General features: G+C 69.0%; 20 protein-coding genes and 3 pseudogenes. 15 read left to right on the plus strand and 8 right to left on the minus strand.

Features of this window, described 5'->3' with window-relative positions:
- A pseudogene (locus tag ASJ79_RS31785) lies at nt 1–135 on the plus strand (SDR family NAD(P)-dependent oxidoreductase); the annotation flags it as partial.
- Nucleotides 117–875 (plus strand): annotated as a pseudogene (locus ASJ79_RS29740) (sugar phosphate isomerase/epimerase family protein); the annotation flags it as partial. The pseudogenes ASJ79_RS31785 and ASJ79_RS29740, both read left to right, overlap by 19 nt.
- Here the strand turns inward: ASJ79_RS29740 and ASJ79_RS29745 are convergent.
- Nucleotides 872–1642, minus strand: coding sequence for an enoyl-CoA hydratase (locus tag ASJ79_RS29745; protein ID WP_067963331.1), 771 nt, complete (start codon nt 1640–1642; stop codon nt 872–874). The pseudogene ASJ79_RS29740 and the gene ASJ79_RS29745 sit on opposite strands and share 4 nt — an antisense overlap.
- 45 nt (nt 1643–1687) lie before the next feature.
- Here ASJ79_RS29745 and ASJ79_RS29750 point away from each other — a divergent pair, with 45 nt between their 5' ends.
- Both ASJ79_RS29750 and ASJ79_RS29755 read left to right on the plus strand, forming a co-directional pair.
- Nucleotides 1688–1954 (plus strand): DUF2277 domain-containing protein, encoded by a 267-nt coding sequence (locus ASJ79_RS29750; RefSeq protein WP_067963334.1) that lies wholly within the window; start codon nt 1688–1690, stop codon nt 1952–1954.
- Nucleotides 1951–2523 (plus strand): DUF1802 family protein, encoded by a 573-nt coding sequence (locus tag ASJ79_RS29755; RefSeq protein WP_067963338.1) that lies wholly within the window; start codon nt 1951–1953, stop codon nt 2521–2523. The genes ASJ79_RS29750 and ASJ79_RS29755 overlap by 4 nt, the downstream gene beginning before the upstream one ends.
- On the opposite strand, the gene ASJ79_RS29760 is transcribed toward ASJ79_RS29755, so the two are convergent.
- A complete protein-coding gene (locus ASJ79_RS29760; RefSeq protein WP_067963340.1) occupies nt 2512–4149 on the minus strand; it encodes a CocE/NonD family hydrolase in 1638 nt (545 codons plus the stop codon). The genes ASJ79_RS29755 and ASJ79_RS29760 overlap by 12 nt on opposite strands.
- Before the next feature lie 30 nt (nt 4150–4179).
- Nucleotides 4180–4764 carry a DUF3558 domain-containing protein gene (locus ASJ79_RS29765; protein ID WP_067963342.1) on the minus strand — a complete coding sequence of 195 codons (585 nt, stop codon included), beginning with the start codon at nt 4762–4764 and terminating at the stop codon, nt 4180–4182.
- Between the two features lie 166 nt (nt 4765–4930).
- On the opposite strand from ASJ79_RS29765, the gene ASJ79_RS29770 reads away from it, so the two are divergent.
- From ASJ79_RS29770 to ASJ79_RS29785, 4 genes are read left to right on the plus strand one after another with little or no spacing between them, the layout of a single operon-like run.
- A complete protein-coding gene (locus ASJ79_RS29770; RefSeq protein ID WP_067963344.1) occupies nt 4931–5878 on the plus strand; it encodes a metallophosphoesterase in 948 nt (315 codons plus the stop codon).
- Nucleotides 5875–6561 (plus strand): 4'-phosphopantetheinyl transferase, encoded by a 687-nt coding sequence (locus ASJ79_RS29775; protein WP_067963348.1) that lies wholly within the window; start codon nt 5875–5877, stop codon nt 6559–6561. Before ASJ79_RS29770 ends, ASJ79_RS29775 begins: the two co-directional genes overlap by 4 nt.
- Nucleotides 6558–7487 carry a tRNA pseudouridine(55) synthase TruB gene (gene truB, locus ASJ79_RS29780; RefSeq protein WP_082754148.1) on the plus strand — a complete coding sequence of 310 codons (930 nt, stop codon included), beginning with the start codon at nt 6558–6560 and terminating at the stop codon, nt 7485–7487. The genes ASJ79_RS29775 and truB overlap by 4 nt, the downstream gene beginning before the upstream one ends.
- 10 nt (nt 7488–7497) lie before the next feature.
- Complete coding sequence (locus tag ASJ79_RS29785; RefSeq protein ID WP_067963351.1) at nt 7498–8673, plus strand: macrolide family glycosyltransferase; 1176 nt, start codon at nt 7498–7500, stop codon at nt 8671–8673.
- A gap of 112 nt (nt 8674–8785) precedes the next feature.
- Here the strand turns inward: ASJ79_RS29785 and ASJ79_RS29790 are convergent.
- Both ASJ79_RS29790 and mntR read right to left on the minus strand, forming a co-directional pair.
- Nucleotides 8786–9128, minus strand: a pseudogene (locus tag ASJ79_RS29790) (SRPBCC family protein).
- A 7-nt stretch (nt 9129–9135) separates the two neighbouring features.
- On the minus strand, nt 9136–9849 hold the full coding sequence (mntR, locus tag ASJ79_RS29795) for a manganese-binding transcriptional regulator MntR (protein WP_067963382.1): 714 nt from the start codon (nt 9847–9849) through the stop codon (nt 9136–9138).
- A 92-nt stretch (nt 9850–9941) separates the two neighbouring features.
- On the opposite strand from mntR, the gene ASJ79_RS29800 reads away from it, so the two are divergent.
- The 5 genes from ASJ79_RS29800 to bla all read left to right on the plus strand — a co-directional run bounded on the left by ASJ79_RS29800 (nt 9942) and on the right by bla (nt 16179).
- Complete coding sequence (locus tag ASJ79_RS29800) at nt 9942–10916, plus strand: bifunctional riboflavin kinase/FAD synthetase (protein WP_067963354.1); 975 nt, start codon at nt 9942–9944, stop codon at nt 10914–10916.
- A gap of 141 nt (nt 10917–11057) precedes the next feature.
- Nucleotides 11058–11327, plus strand: a complete 270-nt coding sequence (gene rpsO, locus ASJ79_RS29805) for a 30S ribosomal protein S15 (RefSeq protein WP_067963359.1) — start codon at nt 11058–11060, stop codon at nt 11325–11327.
- Between the two features lie 403 nt (nt 11328–11730).
- The gene (locus tag ASJ79_RS29810) at nt 11731–13983 is read left to right on the plus strand and encodes a polyribonucleotide nucleotidyltransferase (RefSeq protein ID WP_067963362.1); all 2253 of its coding nucleotides are present in this window, start codon (nt 11731–11733) and stop codon (nt 13981–13983) included.
- Nucleotides 13961–15268 (plus strand): pitrilysin family protein, encoded by a 1308-nt coding sequence (locus tag ASJ79_RS29815; RefSeq protein ID WP_067963364.1) that lies wholly within the window; start codon nt 13961–13963, stop codon nt 15266–15268. The genes ASJ79_RS29810 and ASJ79_RS29815 overlap by 23 nt, the downstream gene beginning before the upstream one ends.
- 17 nt (nt 15269–15285) lie before the next feature.
- Nucleotides 15286–16179: a class A beta-lactamase gene (gene bla / locus ASJ79_RS29820; protein ID WP_067963368.1), complete on the plus strand. Its 894-nt coding sequence runs from the start codon at nt 15286–15288 to the stop codon at nt 16177–16179.
- Here bla and ASJ79_RS29825 read toward each other — a convergent pair.
- Nucleotides 16171–16728: a DUF4334 domain-containing protein gene (locus ASJ79_RS29825; protein WP_067963385.1), complete on the minus strand. Its 558-nt coding sequence runs from the start codon at nt 16726–16728 to the stop codon at nt 16171–16173. The genes bla and ASJ79_RS29825 overlap by 9 nt on opposite strands.
- A gap of 46 nt (nt 16729–16774) precedes the next feature.
- On the opposite strand from ASJ79_RS29825, the gene ASJ79_RS29830 reads away from it, so the two are divergent.
- The gene (locus ASJ79_RS29830; protein WP_067963370.1) at nt 16775–17152 is read left to right on the plus strand and encodes a YchJ family protein; all 378 of its coding nucleotides are present in this window, start codon (nt 16775–16777) and stop codon (nt 17150–17152) included.
- A 6-nt stretch (nt 17153–17158) separates the two neighbouring features.
- Here ASJ79_RS29830 and ald read toward each other — a convergent pair whose 3' ends face one another.
- Nucleotides 17159–18274, minus strand: coding sequence for an alanine dehydrogenase (ald, locus tag ASJ79_RS29835; RefSeq protein WP_067963373.1), 1116 nt, complete (start codon nt 18272–18274; stop codon nt 17159–17161).
- A 93-nt stretch (nt 18275–18367) separates the two neighbouring features.
- Here ald and ASJ79_RS29840 point away from each other — a divergent pair, with 93 nt between their 5' ends.
- Entirely contained in the window at nt 18368–18880 is a 513-nt protein-coding gene (locus ASJ79_RS29840) for an Lrp/AsnC family transcriptional regulator (RefSeq protein WP_067963376.1), read from the plus strand.
- Between the two features lie 3 nt (nt 18881–18883).
- Here the strand turns inward: ASJ79_RS29840 and ASJ79_RS29845 are convergent, their stop codons facing one another.
- Nucleotides 18884–19267 carry a hypothetical protein gene (locus ASJ79_RS29845; RefSeq protein ID WP_197420438.1) on the minus strand — a complete coding sequence of 128 codons (384 nt, stop codon included), beginning with the start codon at nt 19265–19267 and terminating at the stop codon, nt 18884–18886.
- Nucleotides 19268–19496 lie beyond the last annotated feature (229 nt).

Consider the following 19496-nt stretch of genomic DNA (forward strand, 5'->3'; position numbering starts at 1 on the left):
ACCGAACCGGTCGACGGGGAACGCGGGGTGATCGTCAACACCGCTTCGGTCGCCGCGTTCGACGGGCAGATCGGGCAGGCGGCCTACGCGGCGTCGAAAGGCGGTGTGGCGGCCATGACTCTGCCGCGGCCGCGGGGCTGCCCGCGATCGGGCTGTGGCGCGACCGGGTTGCCGAGGCGGGTGTCGACGAGGCCGCGAAGATCGTCCGCGACAACGGGTTGCGTGCCTCCAGCCTGTGCCGCGGCGGCTTTCTGACCGGCATCGACGATCGCGGCGCCGCGATCGACGACAACCGCCGCGCGATCGACGACGCCGCCACACTGGGCGCCCCCGAGCTGGTCATGGTGGTCGGGGGTGTTCCCGACCGCGACCTCGTCGGTGCCCGCGCCCGGCTGGCGGAACGGCTGGCCGAGCTCGTCCCCTACGCCGTCGAGCGCGACATCCGGCTGGCCCTGGAACCCTTGCATCCGGTCTTCTGCGCCGAGCGGGCCGTGCTCAGCACCCTGGCCCAGGCCCTCGACCTCGCGGCGCCGCATCCGGCGCGCACGGTCGGTGTCGTGGTCGACACCTTCCACGTGTGGTGGGATCCGTCGCTGGCCGAGTCGATCGCGCGTGCCGGCGCCGAAGGCCGGATCAGCAGCTACCAGATCTGCGACTGGCTGGTCCCGATGGCCGCCGACCCGCTGGTGTCGCGGGGCATGATGGGTGACGGCGTCATCGACTTCGGTGCGATCACCCGGCTGGTGCGTGACGCCGGGTACGCCGGCGACGTCGAAGTGGAGATCTTCAACGAAACCCTCTGGGCCACAGACGGTGTCGAGGTGCTGGAGACGATGAAACAGCGCTTCCGGGAGCTGGTTCTGCCTGCGCTCTAGCGCACCTGGGACCGGCCGCGCTCGATCACGCCGCCGCGGCTGGCGGCGATGTCCTCGCCGCTGGTGCTGCTCATCCACTCGCGGGCCGCCGCCGCCTCGTGCCAGAGCGCCGCGCCGTTCTGCGCATCGTCGATGTGGTGGTAGGACGCCAGCAGCGCCCGCACCGCCTTCTGGTTGTTGCCGACGATCGACGTCGCGATCCGCCGCGCGGTGTCCAGCAGTTCGGCATGGGCCACGACCTGGGTGACGAGTCCGCAGCGCAGCGCCTCGCCGGCCGACAGGTAGTCACCGGTCATGCTCATCCGGCGCGCCATCCCGACGCCGACCTTCTGCGGCAGCCGCACCGACAGGCCCCAAGTGGGCAGCAAGCCGACGCGGGCGTGCGTGTCGGCGAACCGGGCCTGCTCGGAGGCGATCAGGATGTCGCAGTACAGCGCGATCTCCAGGCCGCCGGTCACCGCGGCCCCGTTGATCGCCCCGATCACCGGCTTGGTCATCGGCGGCCACTTCGGGGAGATGTCGGGCAGCTCGGTGGTGTCGCCGAGTTCCTTGAGGTCCAGCCCCGCGCAGAACACCGGGTCGGCACCGGTCAGGATCACCACGTCGACGTCGTCGTCGGCCTGTGCTTCCCGCAGCGCCGCGAACAGGTGCGTCCGTAACGCGGCCGACAGCGCATTGCGCGAGCCGGGGCGGTTCAGCGTCAAGGTCCGGATACGGTCGCGGGTGTCGACCAGCAGGACATCAGCGGCGGAGTTGTCGGTGCTCATCGCCACACCGTATCCGCATCCGGTTCCGCGCCTATCGTGGAGTCCATGTGCCGAAACATCACCGAGCTGCGGGGCCTTGAGCCGGCCGCGACGGCTGACGAGATCGAGGCCGCGGCCCGTCAGTACGTCCGCAAGGTCAGCGGCATCACCCGGCCGTCCGGAGCCAACGTCGAGGCGTTCGAAACCGCGGTTGCCGAGGTCACCGAATCCACCCGCCGGCTGCTTTCCGGCCTGCAGCCGCGCAGACAACCGCCGAAAACGGTTCCGCCGCTGCGCCGTCCCGAAGTACGCGCGCGGTTGAACCTGGGATGACCGCCACCCTGACCCACCCCGCGCTGAAGGAGTGGAGCGCGGCGATCCACGCGCTGCTCGACGGTAGGCAGACCGTACTGCTGCGCAAGGGCGGCATCCACGAGAAGCGCTTCGAGGTGGCTCCCGAAGTGGCCGGGTCGCGGTTCCTGCTGTTTCCGACCGTCGCGCACAGCCACGCCGAACGGGTCCGCCCCGAACACCGCGACCTCCTCGAACCGGCCGCCGCCGACAGCACCGAGGACGCCGTCGTGATCCGCGCGGGCGCGAAGGTGGTGGCCGCCATTCCGGTCGAGCGTCCGCAGGCACTGGAAAGTATTGCCTCACTGCATATCTGGACTGACGACTCGGTGCAGTCCGACCGGCTGGACTTCCGTCCGCGGCACCGGCTGACCGCCTTGGTGGTCTCGGCCGTGCCGCTTGCCGAACCGGTGCGGCTGGCCCGTACGCCGGACTACCGCGGCTGTTCCAGCTGGGTCTCGCTGCCCGTCCGCCCGGTGTGGGCGCGGCCCGTGCACACCGGCGCCGAACTCGACCGGCTGGCCCGGCAGGTGCGCGACTCAGTCGGCTGACGGCGGCTCCTCGCCGGCAGGCAGGGTCAGCCGGGTGTGCTCACCGAGATGCACGGTGTGCCGCGCCGTCTTGAAAGTCGTTGCAGTGGCTGCATGTTCGCCGGTGCCCAGGTTGCGCAGAAAACGCGGATGGGACCCGCCGGCGATCAGCACCTGGAGCCGCGAGCCGGCCGGGAACGTCCACCCGACCGGGTCGAGCTCGATGCGCACCGTGCCGGAGTCCGGCGCCGACGCCACATAGCCGTCGCTGACGTTGCGGGAGCGTCCGTGCACGTCGACCTGGCTGATCCGCACGAACAGGTCGTTGTGCGGGTTGGCGCAGGAGTGCGCGACCTCCAGCACGGGCACGCCGACCACATGCAGGTCGGTGGGCAGCGGAGTTCCGGTGAACGTGAGCACGTCGGCGCGGCGGGCGAGCCCGGTGTCGTCGCGGTGGCCGCCGAACGGCGAGAGCAGCCGGCCGCCGACGGTCGGGGTCGGGTCGGCGGGGTTGTAGACGAAGGTCGCCGAATCGCCTCCGGTGGGTGCCGCCGGCGCCAGGCCGCCGCCGGGCTGCGGGTGTAGCACCCGTTCCGGCATGGTCGGCGGCCAGTCGGGCAGCTCCAGCCAGCCCCGCCCGCTCAGGTGGATGCGCACCGGGGACGGACGCTGCGGCGCGGCACCGCCGAGGTGGGTGGCCAGCCAGTCCAGGCTCTCCCGGAGCACCGTCGGCGCGGCCTTGGTCATCATGTGCCCGTGTGTCCACGGCCCGACCGTGAGCCCGGTGGGCACACCGCGGGCGGTGAGCATCCGGTAATGCTCCAAGGTCTGCTCGACGAACAGGTCCTGCCAGCCCGTCAGCAGCAGCACCGGCACCTCGGCGCGGTCCAGCCTGTCGCGCAGCCGCAGCCGCTTCCAGAACGGGTCGTCGGCGTCGGGATGGTCGAGCCAGGACTCGAACCACGGCGCACCGTCGCCGAGCAGCGCGCGACTCGCGGCGCCGAGCGGCAGGTCCAGCGAGGCCCTGCTGACGCGCTGCTGGGCACGGGCCTGCCGCAGCAGGGTGCGCAGCCGGTTGGGGTCTTCCTGATGCCCGACCAGGTCGCTCCAGCCGAGAAAGTCGTTCAGGCCGAAAGACCCAGTGCCCCAGCGCGGTCCACTGAGGTCGTCGGGGCCGACGGTGATCACCGCGGCCTTCAGTTCCGGCGGCGGATCGGTGAGCAGCGCCCACTGGGTGAAGCCGAGGTAGGACAACCCGATGGTGGCGAAGGTGCCGGTGAACCACGGCTGGTCGCGCAGCCAGGCCGCCGTGTCGGCGCCGTCGTCGACCTCGTTGACGAACGGGTCGAACTCGCCGCCCGAGCCGTAGGTGCCGCGCACGCTCTGGAAGACCACGTGGTAGCCGCGGGCGGCGTAGACCGAGCCGAACACCGCCGCGAACGGCAGGCTCCGTCCGTAGGGCCCGCGCACCAGAAGCGTGCCCGCGGCGTCGGCGGTGCGGGGCACGTAGTGGTCGGCCACCAGCTCGACACCGTCGCGCATCGGCACCCGGACGGCCCGGTGCACCGTGAAGTCGCAGATCGGCGCCGGCAGGCCCAGGGCGCGGCTGAAACCGTGCCGGGCCAACCGGGAAATTGCAGAGCTCATCTAACGAACTGTACTGACGGGGCTCACCGCTCAGTAGATGTAGTACGGGCTCAACTCGTGGGCGCGCTGCAGGTTGGTCTGCATGCAGTCCGGATCCGGCTCGGAGTAGATCGGCGAGTAGAACAGCGACTGCTGGATCACCCCGTAGCTGGTCTTGAACGCCACCATGCAGGTGATCCACCAGCGGTTGTTCCAGTCGGTCGGCTTCATGATCCAGAACTGAGCCGCACGATGCCCGTTGATGTCGAGTTCGACGGCGTCGGGAGGCAGCGTCTCCTCGTAGGTGCGCCACACGAACGCCTCGACGGCCATCTGATAGTTCCCGGCGTCGTATTTGCAGCGCAGGCTGTCCTCGTGCGCGGGCGGCGTGAAGGCCAACCCGATGCGCTGGACGACGTCGAGCGGGATGTCCCGGCACGGGTCGAACGGGTCGGGATCGGTGAGGTCGAGCACCGGCGACTTGATCGTGGTGGTGGCGTTCGGCAGCGGCGCGAACGTCGACCGCAGGTCGACCCGGCCCGGGCCGGCGGGGCCGGCCGGTGTGGTCTGCCAGACCACCACCACCGCTGCGACCAGCGCACACAGCGCCGAGAACAGTCGCAGCCTGGCAACCATCACACCCCCTGGGTCTCGTGGCCGCCGTTCCTCGGGCGCCCGCCTGTTACATCGCCGTTCTGCCCGGGAGTGTAACGGGCGTCTCTCGACCGCAGGGCCGGAACCTAGAACATGTTCTAGTTGCCGGCGGGCCGGCGCCGGCGGTCTCCCAGTAGGCTTGGTCGTCGTGACCGCTGACGAACGACGCCCGACCCTGTGGGCGGTCAGTGACCTCCACACCGGGCACACCGGCAACAAGCCGGTCACCGAGTCACTGCATCCCGCCTCGCCCGACGACTGGCTCATCGTGGCCGGCGACGTCGCCGAGCGCACCGACGAGATCCGGTGGGCACTGGACCTGCTGCGGAAACGGTTCGCCAAGGTGATCTGGGTGCCCGGCAACCACGAACTGTGGACCACCAACCGGGACCCGATGCAGATCTTCGGCAAGGCCCGCTACGACTACCTGGTCAACATGTGCGACGAGATGGGCGTCGTGACCCCCGAGCACCCGTTCCCGGTGTGGACCGACGAGGGCGGCCCGGCCACGATCGTGCCGATGTTCCTGCTCTACGACTATTCGTTCCTGCCGCAGGGCGCCGGGACCAAGGCCGAGGGCCTGGCGATCGCCAAGGAACGCAACATCGTCGGCACCGACGAGTACCTGCTGTCGGCCGAACCGTACTCGACCCGCGACGCGTGGTGCCGGGACCGGGTGAACTACACCCGCAAGCGGCTCGAAGACCTCGACTGGATGATGCCCACGGTCCAGGTCAACCACTTCCCGATGGTGCGGGAACCGTGCGACGCGATGTTCTATCCCGAGTTCTCGCTGTGGTGCGGCACCACCGCGACCGCGGACTGGCACACCCGCTACAACGCCGTCTGCTCGGTGTACGGGCACCTGCACATCCCGCGCACCACCTGGTACGACGGCGTGCGGTTCGAGGAGGTGTCGGTCGGCTATCCGCGCGAGTGGCGCCGCCGCAGGCCCTACCGCTGGTTGCGTCAGATCCTGCCGGATCCGAAGTACGCGCCCGGCTACCTCAACGAGTTCGGCGGGCACTTCCAGATCACCCAGGAGATGCGCGACAACGCCGCCAAGATGCAGCAGCGGATCAGGGACAGGGCGTGATCGCAGCCAAACTGCTCGCCGGCGTGCTGCCCGGTGAGGTCGAGTCCCTGGCCGCGGCCGAGATGTATTCGGACCCACGGGAACTGGCCCCGTTGCCGGAGGAAGAACCGCTGATCGCCAAGTCGGTGGCCAAGCGGCGCAACGAGTTCATCACCGTGCGTTACTGCGCGCGTCAGGCACTCGTCGACCTCGGCATGGAGCCGGTGCCGATCCTCAAGGGGCCCAAGGGCGAACCGTGCTGGCCCGACGGCATCGTCGGCAGCCTGACCCACTGTGAGGGTTTCCGGGGCGCGGCCGTCGGACGGCGTACGGAGGTCCGCGCGCTGGGCATCGACGCCGAACCGCACGACGTGCTGCCCGACGGCGTGCTCGAGGCGATCAGCCTGCCCGTCGAACGGCATGAACTCGCCGCGATGCCCGCCGGGGTGCACTGGGACCGGGTGTTGTTCTGCGCCAAGGAGGCGACGTACAAGGCATGGTTCCCGCTGACCCACCGGTGGCTGGGATTCGAGGACGCCCACATCACGTTCGCCGTCGACAGTTCAGACTCCTCGGGTCATACGGGGACGTTCGCCTCGGAGATCCTGATCGACCCTGCCGCGGAGACGGGACCGCCGCTGACCTCGCTGGCGGGCCGGTGGGCCGTCCGCGACGGCATCGCGCTGACCGCGATCGTGCTGTGAGCCCTGCCGCACACCCGAAGAGCAGTCCGGAGCCGGGACTGGTCGTCGTCGACAAACCGGGCGGGATGACCAGCCACGACGTCGTCGGCCGGTGCCGCAGGATCTTCGGCACCCGCAAGGTCGGGCACGCAGGCACCCTGGACCCGATGGCCACCGGGGTGCTCGTGATCGGCATCGAGCGGGCCACCAAGATCCTGGGGCTGCTCACCGCGACCGACAAGTCGTACGACGCCACCATCCGGCTCGGTCAGACGACGTCCACCGAGGACGCCGAAGGTGAAGTGCTGCAGTCTGTCTCGGCGTCCGCGGTGACCGACGAGCAGATCGAGGAGGCCATCGCGCCGCTGCGCGGACCGATCGACCAGGTGCCGTCGGCGGTCAGCGCGATCAAGGTGGACGGCAAGCGTGCCTACCGGATGGTCAGGGAGGGGCAGGCCGTCGAGCTGGCGGCCCGGCCGGTGCGTGTCGAGCGCTTCGAGGTGCTGGCGGTCCGGCGCCACGGCGAGCTGGTGGATGTCGACGTGACCGTCGACTGTTCCAGCGGAACCTACATCCGCGCGCTGGCCCGCGACGTCGGCGCCGCGCTCGGAGTGGGAGGGCACCTGACCGCGCTGCGCCGCACCCGGGTCGGGGAGTTCGGCCTGGATCAGGCGCGCACGCTGGAGCAGCTGGCCGAGCGCGCCGAGCTCAGCTGTTCACTGGACGCGGCCTGTCTGCAGGCGTTCCCGCGCCGCGAGCTGTCCGACGCGGAAGTGGTCGACGCGAGCCACGGACGTCCGCTGTCGCCCGCGGGGATCGACGGTGTCTACGCGGCCACCGCGCCGGACGGACGCGTCATGGCGTTGCTGGAGGATGCCGGCCGACGGACGAAGTCGGTGGTCGTGATCCGGCCTGCGACGCTGCCCGGGCCCGTCGGACCGGAATAACCTCGGGCACGTGAGCCACATCGCGATCTGTGTGCCTGCCGGGACCGGACACGTCAACCCGACGCTGGGCGTCGCCGAAGAGCTCGTCGCCCGGGGGCACCGGGTCAGCTACGCGACGACCGCCGAGCACGCCGGACGGGTGTCCGACGTCGGTGCGCGGCTGTTGCCGTACCGGACCACGTTGTCCGGCGCCGACCATCCCCCGCAGTTCACGGCCCGGGACATGCATCATGCCACCGACATGGCCCTGCACGAGGTGAACCACGTGCTCCCGCAGGTACTTTCGTCCTTCCGCGGTGCCGAGCCCGATCTGGTGGTGCACGACGCCACCATGGCGTGGTGGGGACGGCTGGCCGCGGCCTCGTGGGGCGTACCGGTCGTGGCCGGCTGGCCCAACTTCGTCGGTAACAAGCATTGGTCACTGAACCGGTACGTCAGGCTCAACCCCGCCCACCCGAAGATGCTGTCGGTGCTGTGGCGGGCGCACCGGCTGGCCCGCCGGCACGGCCTGACGGTGCTGAACCTGTTGCAGGCTGCGGGCGCCGACGCCCAATTGGTGTTCCTGCCGCGCGAGTTCCAGTTCGCCGGGGACACGTTCGGCCCGCCCTATACCTTCGTCGGCCCGTGCCTGTCCGGCCGCGCCTCCGACGGCAGTTGGAGGCCACCGCAGGGCCGGGACGTGGTGCTGGTGTCCCTGGGCACCGCGTACCACGACCGGGTCGACTTCTTCCGCGCCTGCGTGGCCGCGTTCTCGTCGGCGCCCTGGCATGTCGTGCTGGCCATCGGGAACAAGGTGGACCCGGCAGTCCTGGGACCGGTGCCCTCACATGTGGAGGTGCACGCCGCGGTGCCGCAGCTGGAGGTGTTGCGGCACGCGCAGGCGTTCGTCAGCCACGCCGGGATGGGCAGCACGATGGAGGCGCTGTCCTTCGGTGTGCCGATCGTCGCGGTGCCCCAGATGACCGAGCAGCAGGCCAACGCGGACCGCATCGCCGAGCTGGGCCTGGGGGTGCGACTGTCGCCGACCGAGGCCACCAGCGAACGGCTGCGCACCGCGGTCCAGGAGGTCACCACCAGCAGCCGGATCGCGGCAAACCTGCGCGGCATGCAGGCCGACATCCAGGCCGCGGGCGGCGCGCGGGCGGCGGCGGACGTGATCGAGGGGCTGCTGACCCCGCGGGCCTGACCGTCCGCGACAACCATCCGCCGCCGACCGTACGGTTTCTGACGCGATTCGCGAATACTCCGTCAAAAAGCGTACGTTCGGCGGTCTGTCGCTGCGGGTCGTCAGGAACCGGTCACGCGTAGAGCTGTTCGAACTGCCTGATCGACTTGTCGATGTCGCCCTTGACGGCGCGCACGGCCGCGGCGCCGATCGGGCCGAACAACGGAGCGCCGCCGAGGTCCATCCGCACGGTGAACGTGCAGCCGTCCCCGGCCGAGGCCACGTTCATCGCCAGCTTGTAGCGGGTCCCGCCCACCCCCTCGCCGGTAATCTCCAGAGCCGAGTTCCTCGGGAAGTTCCGAGCGCCACCCCTGATGCATGCTCAGCCAGTCGCCCAGCGTGGACAGATCCGATGCGTGCGCCCACGCCTTCTCCACCGGCATCGGCAGGGAACGGGACATCTCCAGCTTGGCCATCCGACTCCTACGCTATGACCCAGATAGCTTGTGCCGCAGGGCTTCCCAGATCGACAGTGGTGCCGGGGTCGTTGTCCTTGGCGTCTGCGGACATGACGGCGACGGAGATCATCCCGGCGAAGTCGCGCCGGGCCACCACCCGCAGCCGCGAGTCCAGGCTGATCCCCACGGTGTCGAAGTACCGCAGCATCTCGGGGTCGGCGTCGGAGATGCGCGCGACGGTGCCCGCCTCGCCGTCCTGACAGTCCGACAGCTGGCGCGCCGGGGGAGTCGGCACCTTGCCGTCGGCCGCCGGGATCGGGTCCCCGTGCGGATCCCGGGTGGGATACCCCAGTTTGGCGTCGATCCGGTCGAGCATCCGGTCGGAGACCGCGTGCTCGAGGACCTCGGCCTCGTCGTGCACCTCGTCCCAGCTGTAGCCGAGCTCGTTGACCAGGAATGTCTCCATCAACCGGTGCCGGCGCACCATGGCCAGCGCGGCGCGCCTGCCGGCGTCGGTCAGGGTGACCGCGCCGTACTTCTCGTGATCGACCAGCCCCTGATCGGCCAGCTTGCGGATGGACTCCGAAGCGGTGCTGGCCGACACCCCGATCCGTTCGGCGAGCAGCTTGGTGCTGACCTTCTCGTGCGACCACTCCTGGGCCGTCCAGATCACTTTGAGGTAGTCCTGCGCAACCGTCGACAGGTCGGCGGGGTGGGCGGGGTTGCCGTCAGGACTCACGAGCAAGAAGTTTAGGCAATCATCACCTGATCCGTGGGTGTCGCTCGGCCACCGTTTGGGCCGGGGTTGCGTGCGGGTCGTAGGCTATCGGCGTGCAGCGCTGGCGGGGGCAGGACGAAATCCCCACAGACTGGGGCCGATGTGTCGTCACCATCGGGGTGTTCGACGGTGTTCACCGCGGACACCAGGAGTTGATCAGCCGTGCGGTGAAGGCGGGACGGTCACGGGGCGTGCCGGTCGTGCTGATGACCTTCGATCCGCATCCGATGGAGGTCGTGTTCCCGGGCAGCCACCCGGCCCAGCTCACCACGTTGACCCGGCGCGCCGAACTCGTCGAGGAGCTCGGGATCGACGTCTTTCTCGTCATGCCGTTCACCGCGGACTTCATGAAACTCACGCCGGAGCGCTACATCCACGAGCTGCTCGTCGAACGGCTGCATGTGGTGGAGGTGGTCGTCGGTGAGAACTTCACCTTCGGCAAGAAGGCCGCGGGCAACGTCGACCTGCTGCGCAAGGCGGGCGAGCGGTTCGGTTTCGCGGTGGACTCGCTGTCACTGGTGGCCGAGCATCACCGCGACGAGACGGTGACCTTCTCGTCGACCTACATCCGGTCCTGCGTCGACGCCGGGGACATGGTCGCCGCGGCCGAGGCGCTGGGCCGGCCGCACCGGGTCGAGGGTGTCGTGGTGCGCGGTGACGGCCGCGGCCGGGGCCTCGGCTTCCCGACGGCCAACGTCGCACCGCCGATGTACTCCGCGATCCCGGCCGACGGCGTCTACGCCGCGTGGTTCACGGTGCTCGGGCACGGCCCCGTGGTCGGCACCGTGACGCCCGGTGAGCGATACCAGGCCGCGGTGTCGGTGGGCACCAACCCGACCTTCTCCGGACGCACCCGCACCGTCGAGGCGTTCGTCCTGGACACCACCGCCGATCTGTACGGCCAGCACGTCGCCGTCGACTTCGTCGCCCGTCTGCGCGGGCAGGAGAAGTTCGACTCGGTGGCCGATCTGGTCACCGCGATGGGCGCCGACACCGAACGCGCCCGGACCATCCTGTCGGCCCGCTAGCTGGGCTTTCGCCGATTGGCGGCTCGGCCGCGGCCGCTGCTAGACTCCCTGCCGACCTGGCACGTGCTGCAGTTCGCGGTGGCCGTGCTTCTCTCGGGACTCTCGCCCGATGTTCGCGGACCGAATTGATGGAGTTGTTTCGTGGCGCTCACTGCCGAACAGAAGAAGGAAATCCTGGGCCAGTACGGCCTGCACGACACCGACACCGGTTCTCCGGAGGCTCAGGTCGCGCTGCTGACCAAGCGGATCTCCGACCTGACCGAGCACCTGAAGGTGCACAAGCACGATCACCACTCGCGTCGCGGGCTGCTGCTGCTCGTCGGCCGCCGCCGCCGGCTGCTGAAGTACGTCGCTCAGGTCGACGTGCAGCGCTACCGCTCGCTGATCGAGCGTCTCGGCCTGCGCCGCTGACGCTGCCGGTCTGACGACCGGACGCACGCCTTTCGGGCCCCGTGGCCGCGGCCGCCGAGTGCGGCCGCGGCCACGGGCGTCTCGGGCGCGGCAGCCTTCGAGGCCCGGATTAGGGGTTTCGGGCATGCCGCGATGTAGCATGAATGAGTTCGGCTGCCGCACGGCACGAACACCTGGGTGCGGTCCTCGCAGATCCGCGTGCACCGTTCCCGCGTGACATGACACGAACCGCCCGATCGCGCGGTCTTCGGTAGTGGCTGCCGGAGGATACTCCGGCCGCTTCGATCGACGGCCGTCGACGCATCCGGGCCGCGGCTTCCCGGGTCATCCGGAGTTGTCCGCATTCACTGCGCGTGCTCACGCGAAACCGCTGATGTGAATCAGAGAGGTCATACGGACGTCCATGTCTGTAGTTGAAATCGAAGACGGTGTGTTCGAGTCCACCGCCACCATCGACAACGGGAGCTTCGGCACCCGCACCATCCGTTTCGAGACCGGCAGGCTGGCCCAGCAGGCCGCCGGCGCCGTCGTCGCCTACCTCGACGACGAGACCATGCTGCTGAGCGCCACCACCGCCAGCAAGACCCCCAAGGACCATTTCGACTTCTTCCCGTTGACGATCGACGTCGAGGAGCGGATGTACGCCGCGGGCCGCATCCCCGGTTCGTTCTTCCGCCGTGAAGGCCGCCCGTCCACCGACGCGATCCTGACCTGCCGCCTGATCGACCGGCCGCTGCGCCCGTCGTTCGTCAGCGGTCTGCGCAACGAGATCCAGGTCGTCGTCACGGTGCTGAGCCTGGACCCCAAGGACCTGTACGACGTGCTGGCCATCAATGCCGCGTCGGCGTCGACGCAGATCTCCGGCCTGCCGTTCTCCGGCCCGGTCGGCGGTGTGCGCGTCGCGCTGATCGACGGCCAGTGGGTGGCGTTCCCGACCGTCGAGCAGCTCGAGCGGGCCGTGTTCGACATGGTCGTCGCGGGCCGCAAGGTCGCCGATGACGTCGCGATCATGATGGTCGAGGCCGAGGCCACCGAGAACGTCGTCGACCTCGTCGCCGGGGGTGCGGGCGCGCCCACCGAGACGGTCGTGGCCGAGGGCCTGGAAGCCGCCAAGCCGTTCATCGCCACGCTGTGCGACGCGCAGGCCGAGCTGGCCGGCGCGGCCGGCAAGGAAACCGCCGAGTACCCGCTGTTCCCCGACTACGGCGACGACATCTACTACTCCGTCGCGTCGGTGGCCACCGACGCGCTGGCGGAGGCGCTGACCATCGCGGGCAAGAACGAGCGCAACGACCGCACCGACGAGATCAAGGTCGAGGTCCTCGAGCGGCTCGCCGAGCAGTACGCCGGCCGCGAGAAGGAGATCGGCGCCGCTTACCGCGCACTGACCAAAAAGCTTGTGCGCCAGCGTATTCTGACCGACCACTTCCGTATCGACGGCCGCGGTGTCACCGACATCCGCGCGCTGTCGGCCGAGGTGGCGGTCGTGCCGCGGGCACACGGCAGCGCGCTGTTCGAGCGCGGCGAGACCCAGATCATGGGCATCACCACCCTCGACATGGTCAAGATGGCCCAGCAGATCGACTCGCTCGGGCCCGAGACCAGCAAGCGCTACATGCACCACTACAACTTCCCGCCGTATTCGACCGGTGAGACCGGCCGCGTCGGCTCGCCGAAGCGCCGCGAGATCGGCCACGGCGCGCTCGCCGAGCGTGCTCTGATGCCGGTGCTGCCCAGCGTCGAGGAGTTCCCGTACGCGATCCGCCAGGTGTCGGAGGCGTTGGGCTCCAACGGTTCCACGTCCATGGGTTCGGTGTGCGCCTCCACCCTGTCGCTGCTCAACGCCGGTGTGCCGCTCAAGGCGCCGGTCGCAGGTATCGCGATGGGCCTGGTCTCTGACGACGTAGAAGTGGACGGCAAGACCGAGCGCCGCTTCGTGACGCTGACCGACATCCTCGGCGCCGAGGACGCGTTCGGCGACATGGACTTCAAGTGCGCGGGCACCAAGGACTTCGTCACCGCCCTGCAGCTGGACACCAAGCTCGACGGCATCCCGTCGCAGGTGCTCGCCAACGCGCTGGCGCAGGCCAAGGACGCCCGGATCACCATCCTCGAGGTGATGGCCGAGGCGATCGACGAGCCCGACGAGATGAGCCCGTACGCGCCGCGCATCACCACGATCAAGGTTCCGGTCGACAAGATCGGCGAGGTCATCGGCCCCAAGGGCAAGATGATCAACTCGATCACCGAGGAGACCGGCGCGTCGATCTCGATCGAGGACGACGGCACCGTGTTCGTGGGTGCGTCCAACGGCGAGTCCGCGCAGGCGGCGATCGACAAGATCAACGCCATCGCCAACCCGCAGCTGCCCAAGGTCGGCGAGCGGTTCCTCGGCACCGTGGTGAAGACCACCGATTTTGGAGCCTTCGTTTCCTTGTTGCCGGGCCGCGACGGCCTGGTGCACATCTCGAAGCTGGGCCGCGGCAAGCGGATCGCCAAGGTCGAGGATGTCGCGAAGGTCGGTGACAAGCTGCGCGTGGAGATCGCCGACATCGACAACCGTGGCAAGATCTCGCTTGTCCTGGTCGCCGAGGATGCCGAGACGGCAGACGCACCCGCTGACGCACCGGTTGATGCAGCGACGACGAGCAGCTGAGTCGAAGGCGGTTCGCCGCACCCTGTTGCCCGGTGGCCTGCGTGTGGTCACCGAGCACATCCCGTCGGTGCATTCGGCATCGGTCGGGGTGTGGGTGAACGTCGGGTCCCGGGATGAGGGACGCAGTGTGGCCGGCGCCGCGCACTTCCTCGAACACCTGTTGTTCAAGGCGACGCCGAGCCGCACGGCGGTGCAGATCGCGCAGTCGATGGACGCCGTCGGCGGTGAGCTGAACGCGTTCACCACCCGCGAGCACACCTGCTACTACGCGCACGTGCTGGACTCGGATCTGGCGCTGGCCGTCGATCTGGTCGCCGACGTGGTGCTGCGCGGCCGCTGTGACGCCGAGGACGTCGAGGTCGAGCGGGACGTGGTGCTCGAAGAGATCGCGATGCGTGACGACGATCCCGAGGACACGCTCGGTGATGTCTTCCTGTCGGCGATGTTCGGCGACCATCCCGTCGGGCGGCCGGTGATCGGCAGCGTCGAGTCGATCTCGGGGATGACTCGGGCGCAACTGCATTCGTTCCATGTGCGCCGGTACACACCGGACCGCATGGTCGTCGCCGTGGCCGGCAACGTCGAGCACGACGACGTGGTCAAGCTGGTCCGTGACCACTTCGGTCCGCGGTTGGTGCGCGGCCGGTCACCCGTGCCGCCCCGCAAGGGAGCGGGCCGGGTGAACGGCAAGCCGAGCCTGCAGCTGGTGCGCCGGGATGCCGAGCAGACGCACCTGTCGCTGGGCGTGCGGACCCCGGGCCGGCACTGGGAACACCGCTGGGCGATGTCGGTGCTCAACACCGCGCTCGGCGGCGGGCTGAGTTCGCGTCTGTTCCAGCAGATCCGGGAGACGCGCGGGCTGGCCTACTCGGTGTACTCGACGATCGACACATTCGCCGAGAGCGGTGCGCTGTCGGTCTACGCCGGATGTCTGCCGGAGCGGTTCGACGAGGTGGTCCGGGTCACCACCGACGTGCTCGCAGAGGTGGCCCGCGACGGGATCACCGCCGAGGAGTGCCGTATCGCGAAGGGCTCGTTGCGAGGCGGTTTCGTGCTGGGCCTGGAAGATTCGGGGTCCAGGATGCACCGGATCGGGCGCAGCGAGCTGAACTACGGAGAGCACCGCACCATCGAGGACACGCTGGACCGCATCGAGAACGTCACGCTCGACGAGGTCAACGCGGTCGCCCGGCAGCTGCTCACCCGCCCGTTCGGTGCGGCGGTGCTGGGGCCGGTGCGGTCGAAGCGGTCGCTGCCACGGCCGTTGCAGACAATTGCAGGTTGACCGTAGCCTGACTCGCGATGACGAAATTCTCCCGACGGCACGTGCTGTTCGGTGGGGTGCCGCTGGCGGCTCTGGTCGCGTGTTCGCCGCAGTCCGTTCTGGCCGACCCCGCCCAGCCGCTGCCCCCGCCCGACGAACGTCTTGACGAGCTGGCCCGTCGGCACAACGCCGAGATCGGGGTCTACGCGGTCGATCTCGCCACGCAGAAGAGCGTGACGTTCCGCGACGACCAGCCCTTCGCGATGTGCTCGACGTTCAAGGCGTACGCCGCCGCGGCGGTGCTGCAGCGCACCCAGACAGGAGAGCTGACGCTCCAGGACACGGTCCCGATCGAAGCCGGCGACATCCGGCCGCACTCACCGGTGACCGAGCCGCGGGTGGGGACTTCGATGACGCTGGCCGAGTTGTGCCAGGCCGCGCTGCAGCAGAGCGACAACGCCGCGGCCAACGGATTGCTGCGCGTGCTCGGCGGTCCGCAGGCGATCACCGCGTTCGCGCGCAGCATCGGCGATGACCGAACGCGATTGGACCGCTGGGAGGTCGAGTTGAACTCCGCGGTCCCCGGCGACCCGCGGGACACCAGCACACCGCGGGCGCTGGGGGAGGGCTATCGCAGGATCCTCACCGGCGAGGTGCTGAATCCCACTGCGCGACAACAGCTCCTGGATTGGATGCTGGCGAATCAGACATCGAGCATGCGCGCCGGACTGCCGGCCGGGTACACCAGCGCCGACAAGACGGGCAGCGGGGACTACGGCACCACCAATGACGTCGGCGTGGTGTACGGTCCGTCAGGCGAGCAGGTGGTGCTGGCGTTGATGACGAAGTCGGCTTCCGGTGACCCGGATGCACCGAGCCTGCGTCCGCTGATCGGTGAACTCGCCGCGCTGGTGCTCTCGGAGCTAGATTAGCCGCAGCGAGTTGTCGCGTTGCAGGACGAAGAAATACGGCTTCTCGATACCGCGCAGGTCCATCGCGCCGAGCACGGTCCGTTCGTCGATCGAACGGAAGACGTCGTTGATCGGCAACTGGTCGTAGATCATCGTCGCGGTGTCCACCCCGCGGTAGCGGGTGGTGCGCAGCCGGGCTTTCGGTCCGCCGGCCTTCAGCGCGGGTCTGAACGCCGTGATCACCCGCGCGAAGTTGCGTCGCTTGAGGCCGGGCAGCTTGGTGGCCACGCCGAGTCCGGCGAAGGCCGGTGCGGATTTCAAGGGCCACAGACCGGTTCCGTCGGCGGTGGGAAACAGCAGCGGATGCACGGTCTCGCTGTCGGCGAAGTGCTTGCCCCACCAGCCGCTGGCCGCGAGCATCCCGTCGAGCGGATGGCCGGTCGGCACCTCGGCGCCGTGCCAGGTGCCGAGCATGGCCTCGGGCTCCACCGCCGGGCCCGAATCGAACAATTCGAGTGCTTCGGCCGTGGTGGTGGGCACGTTGTCCAGGACATCGGTGAGCACGAGCATGCCCACGATTCTACGTTGACACCTGTCAAGTAGGCAGACTGTAGCCATGCGAGCCGATGACAACTGTCCGTGTGGCAGCGGTGCGCCGTTCGGGCGCTGCTGTCTGCCCCTGCACGTGGGTGAACGGCAGGCCGGCAGCGCCGAACAGCTCATGAGATCGCGGTACAGCGCCTACGTGGCGGGTGCCTCCGAATACCTTTGGCGGACATGGCATCCACGGACCCGTCCGGACGAGGTCGCCGAAGACATCACGGTGACCTGGACGCGGCTGGAGATTCTCGACGTCGTCGCCGGTCAAGCCGGTGACGAGACCGGTGAGGTCGAGTTCCGTGCCCACCACCGGGCCGGCGCGCTGCACGAGCGGTCGCGGTTCGCGGTGCGTGCCGGGCGGTGGTTCTACGTCGACGGCGATCTGCTCGACTGACCGACCTCAGGCGAGCAGGTCGGCCGGCTCGGTGTAGGGCAGCTCCAGATCGGCGGCGACCTGCTGGGACAGCAGCGCGCCCTCGTGGGTCGAAAGCCCCTTGGCCAGCGCGGCGTCGGCGCGGCACGCGTCGCGCCAGCACTTGTCCGCGAGCTTGAGTACGTACGGCATCGTGGCGTTGGTCAGCGCCCAGGTGGAGGTGCGCGGCACCGCGCCCGGCATGTTGGCCACGCAGTAGAACACCGTGTCGTGCACCGGGAAGGTCGGATCGTCGTGGGTGGTGGGGCGGGAATCCTCGAAGCAGCCGCCCTGGTCGATCGCGATGTCCACCAGGACCGCGCCCGGCTTCATCGCTGCCACAGTCGAATTGGTGACGAGCTTGGGCGCCCTGGCGCCGGGCACCAGCACCGCGCCGATCACCAGGTCGGCGTGCTTGACGGCGTCCTCGAGGTCGAGCGAGGACGAGTAGCGGGTCTCGATGGCACCGCTGTTCTCGTTGTCGATTCTGCGCAGCGTGTTGACGTTGACGTCGAAGACGGCGACGTGTGCGCCCATGCCCTTCGCGATGCGGGCCGCGTTGTAACCGGCGACGCCGCCACCGATGACGACGACCTCGGCGGGCGCGACGCCGGGTACGCCGCCCATCAGCACGCCGCGGCCACCGTGGCTGCGCATCAGGTGGTAGGCGCCGACCTGAGCCGACAACCGGCCCGCGACCTCGCTCATCGGAGCGAGCAGCGGCAATGCACCGTCGGCGGTCTGGACCGTCTCGTAGGCGATGGACGTGGTGCCCGCCGCCATCAGCGCATCGGTGCACGGCCGGGAGGCCGCCAGATGCAGGTAGGTGAACAGGGTCTGGCCCGCGCGCATCCGGGTGTATTCGGGCTCGATCGGTTCCTTGACCTTGAGCACCAGATCGGCTTCGGCCCACACCTCGTCGGCGCCGGTGATCAACTGTGCGCCGGCACGTTTGAAGTCGGCGTCCGAGATCGAGGACCCGTCCCCGGCGCCGGACTGGATCAGCACCTCGTGGCCGCGCTGGACCAGCTCGGCGACACCCGACGGGGTGATCGCGACACGGTATTCGTTGTTCTTGATCTCGGTCGGGATTCCGACGCGCATGATCGCTCCTCGGTATGGGGACTGGTAGGTAAAGTGTGAAGAAACAGCGAATTCTTGGCAATATTTGCGCTGACAATTCAGTAAGGTGCTCCTATGTCAGAAGGATCATCGAGATACGTGCCCTCGGGAGCCGCTCCGTCGAAGGATGTTCGGGCCGCGATCGACGACATCGACCGGCGGATTCTGACGGCATTGCACTCCGATGCCCGCATATCGAACAGCGCGCTCGCCGAGTTGGTCGGCATCGCGCCGTCGACGTGCCACGGGCGGGTGCGGCGCCTGCAGGAGATGGGGGTGATCCGCGGGTTCTATGCCGACATCGATCCGGCGGCGATCGGGCTGACGCTTCAGGCCATGATCTCGGTGAGCCTGCAGTCCAACGCGCGCGGCAAGATCCGGAACTTCATCCAGCAGATCCGGAGCAAGCCGCAGGTGATGGATGTGTACTTTCTCGCCGGCGCCGACGATTTCATCCTGCACGTGGCGGCGCGGGACACCGACGATCTACGAGCGTTCGTGGTCGAGAACCTCAACGCCGACGCCGATGTCGCCGGTACGCAGACGTCGTTGATCTTCGAGCATCTTCGCGGCGCGTCGCCGTTGTGACGGTCAGGCCGGTGTCAGGGTGACGTTGTGCAGTGCGACGGCCACGTCGCTGGGTAGGACGTCGACGAATGTCGGCGCATCCCGAAGTGCGGCGCCGGTGCCGATGACGTTCCCCGGAAATGTCGGTGCACAAGGAAAGTCGCTGCACCGGAACCACCGGCCGGGCGGGCTCTGATAGGGCTGCATGCTGGGGGACTGGTCGACGCGGTAGCGCCCGGGTGGGATGTAGGTGGTCGCCCAGCCGTCGCGAGGCTGAGTGGTGACGCCGAAGACGCCGTTGCTGCCGTACGGCGCCGCGGTCGCCGGCGCCGCGGACAGCATCCCGCCGGTCAGCGCGTACGCAGCAGCCGAGATGAGCGCCGGCACCAGCCGGAAGGCGCGAGTCATCCCATGAGATTAGCCGGGGTGCGGGTCTGTGGGTGTCGAGATTGCGGTGGGGGTTGTGGTTTGGCGGGGTGGGCGACCGTGGTGTGGATCTCGTGGGGTTGGTGCGTGGCCTGCTCCGCGTTTTTCAGACTGCGGATTTCGCGGGAATTAAGCCGCGAGCTGTGAATTCATATATTCGGTGCGGACTTCATGCGGTGTGCGGTAGCCGAGCGCGGAGTGAAGTCTGCGT

The organism is Mycobacterium sp. NAZ190054 (assembly GCF_001545925.1).
Taxonomy (GTDB): domain Bacteria; phylum Actinomycetota; class Actinomycetes; order Mycobacteriales; family Mycobacteriaceae; genus Mycobacterium.

Bases quoted from the DNA above. Each gene is read 5' to 3' on its own strand.
- ASJ79_RS29745 (WP_067963331.1), bottom strand. From the start codon at position 1,642: ATGAGCACCGACAACTCCGCCGCTGATGTCCTGCTGGTCGACACCCGC.
- ASJ79_RS29750 (WP_067963334.1), top strand. From the start codon at position 1,688: ATGTGCCGAAACATCACCGAGCTGCGGGGCCTTGAGCCGGCCGCGACG.
- ASJ79_RS29755 (WP_067963338.1), top strand. From the start codon at position 1,951: ATGACCGCCACCCTGACCCACCCCGCGCTGAAGGAGTGGAGCGCGGCG.
- ASJ79_RS29760 (WP_067963340.1), bottom strand. From the start codon at position 4,149: ATGAGCTCTGCAATTTCCCGGTTGGCCCGGCACGGTTTCAGCCGCGCC.
- ASJ79_RS29765 (WP_067963342.1), bottom strand. From the start codon at position 4,764: ATGGTTGCCAGGCTGCGACTGTTCTCGGCGCTGTGTGCGCTGGTCGCA.
- ASJ79_RS29810 (WP_067963362.1), top strand. From the start codon at position 11,731: ATGTCTGTAGTTGAAATCGAAGACGGTGTGTTCGAGTCCACCGCCACC.
- ASJ79_RS29815 (WP_067963364.1), top strand. From the start codon at position 13,961: ATGCAGCGACGACGAGCAGCTGAGTCGAAGGCGGTTCGCCGCACCCTG.
- bla (WP_067963368.1), top strand. From the start codon at position 15,286: ATGACGAAATTCTCCCGACGGCACGTGCTGTTCGGTGGGGTGCCGCTG.
- ASJ79_RS29825 (WP_067963385.1), bottom strand. From the start codon at position 16,728: ATGCTCGTGCTCACCGATGTCCTGGACAACGTGCCCACCACCACGGCC.
- ASJ79_RS29830 (WP_067963370.1), top strand. From the start codon at position 16,775: ATGCGAGCCGATGACAACTGTCCGTGTGGCAGCGGTGCGCCGTTCGGG.
- ald (WP_067963373.1), bottom strand. From the start codon at position 18,274: ATGCGCGTCGGAATCCCGACCGAGATCAAGAACAACGAATACCGTGTC.
- ASJ79_RS29840 (WP_067963376.1), top strand. From the start codon at position 18,368: ATGTCAGAAGGATCATCGAGATACGTGCCCTCGGGAGCCGCTCCGTCG.
- ASJ79_RS29845 (WP_197420438.1), bottom strand. From the start codon at position 19,267: ATGACTCGCGCCTTCCGGCTGGTGCCGGCGCTCATCTCGGCTGCTGCG.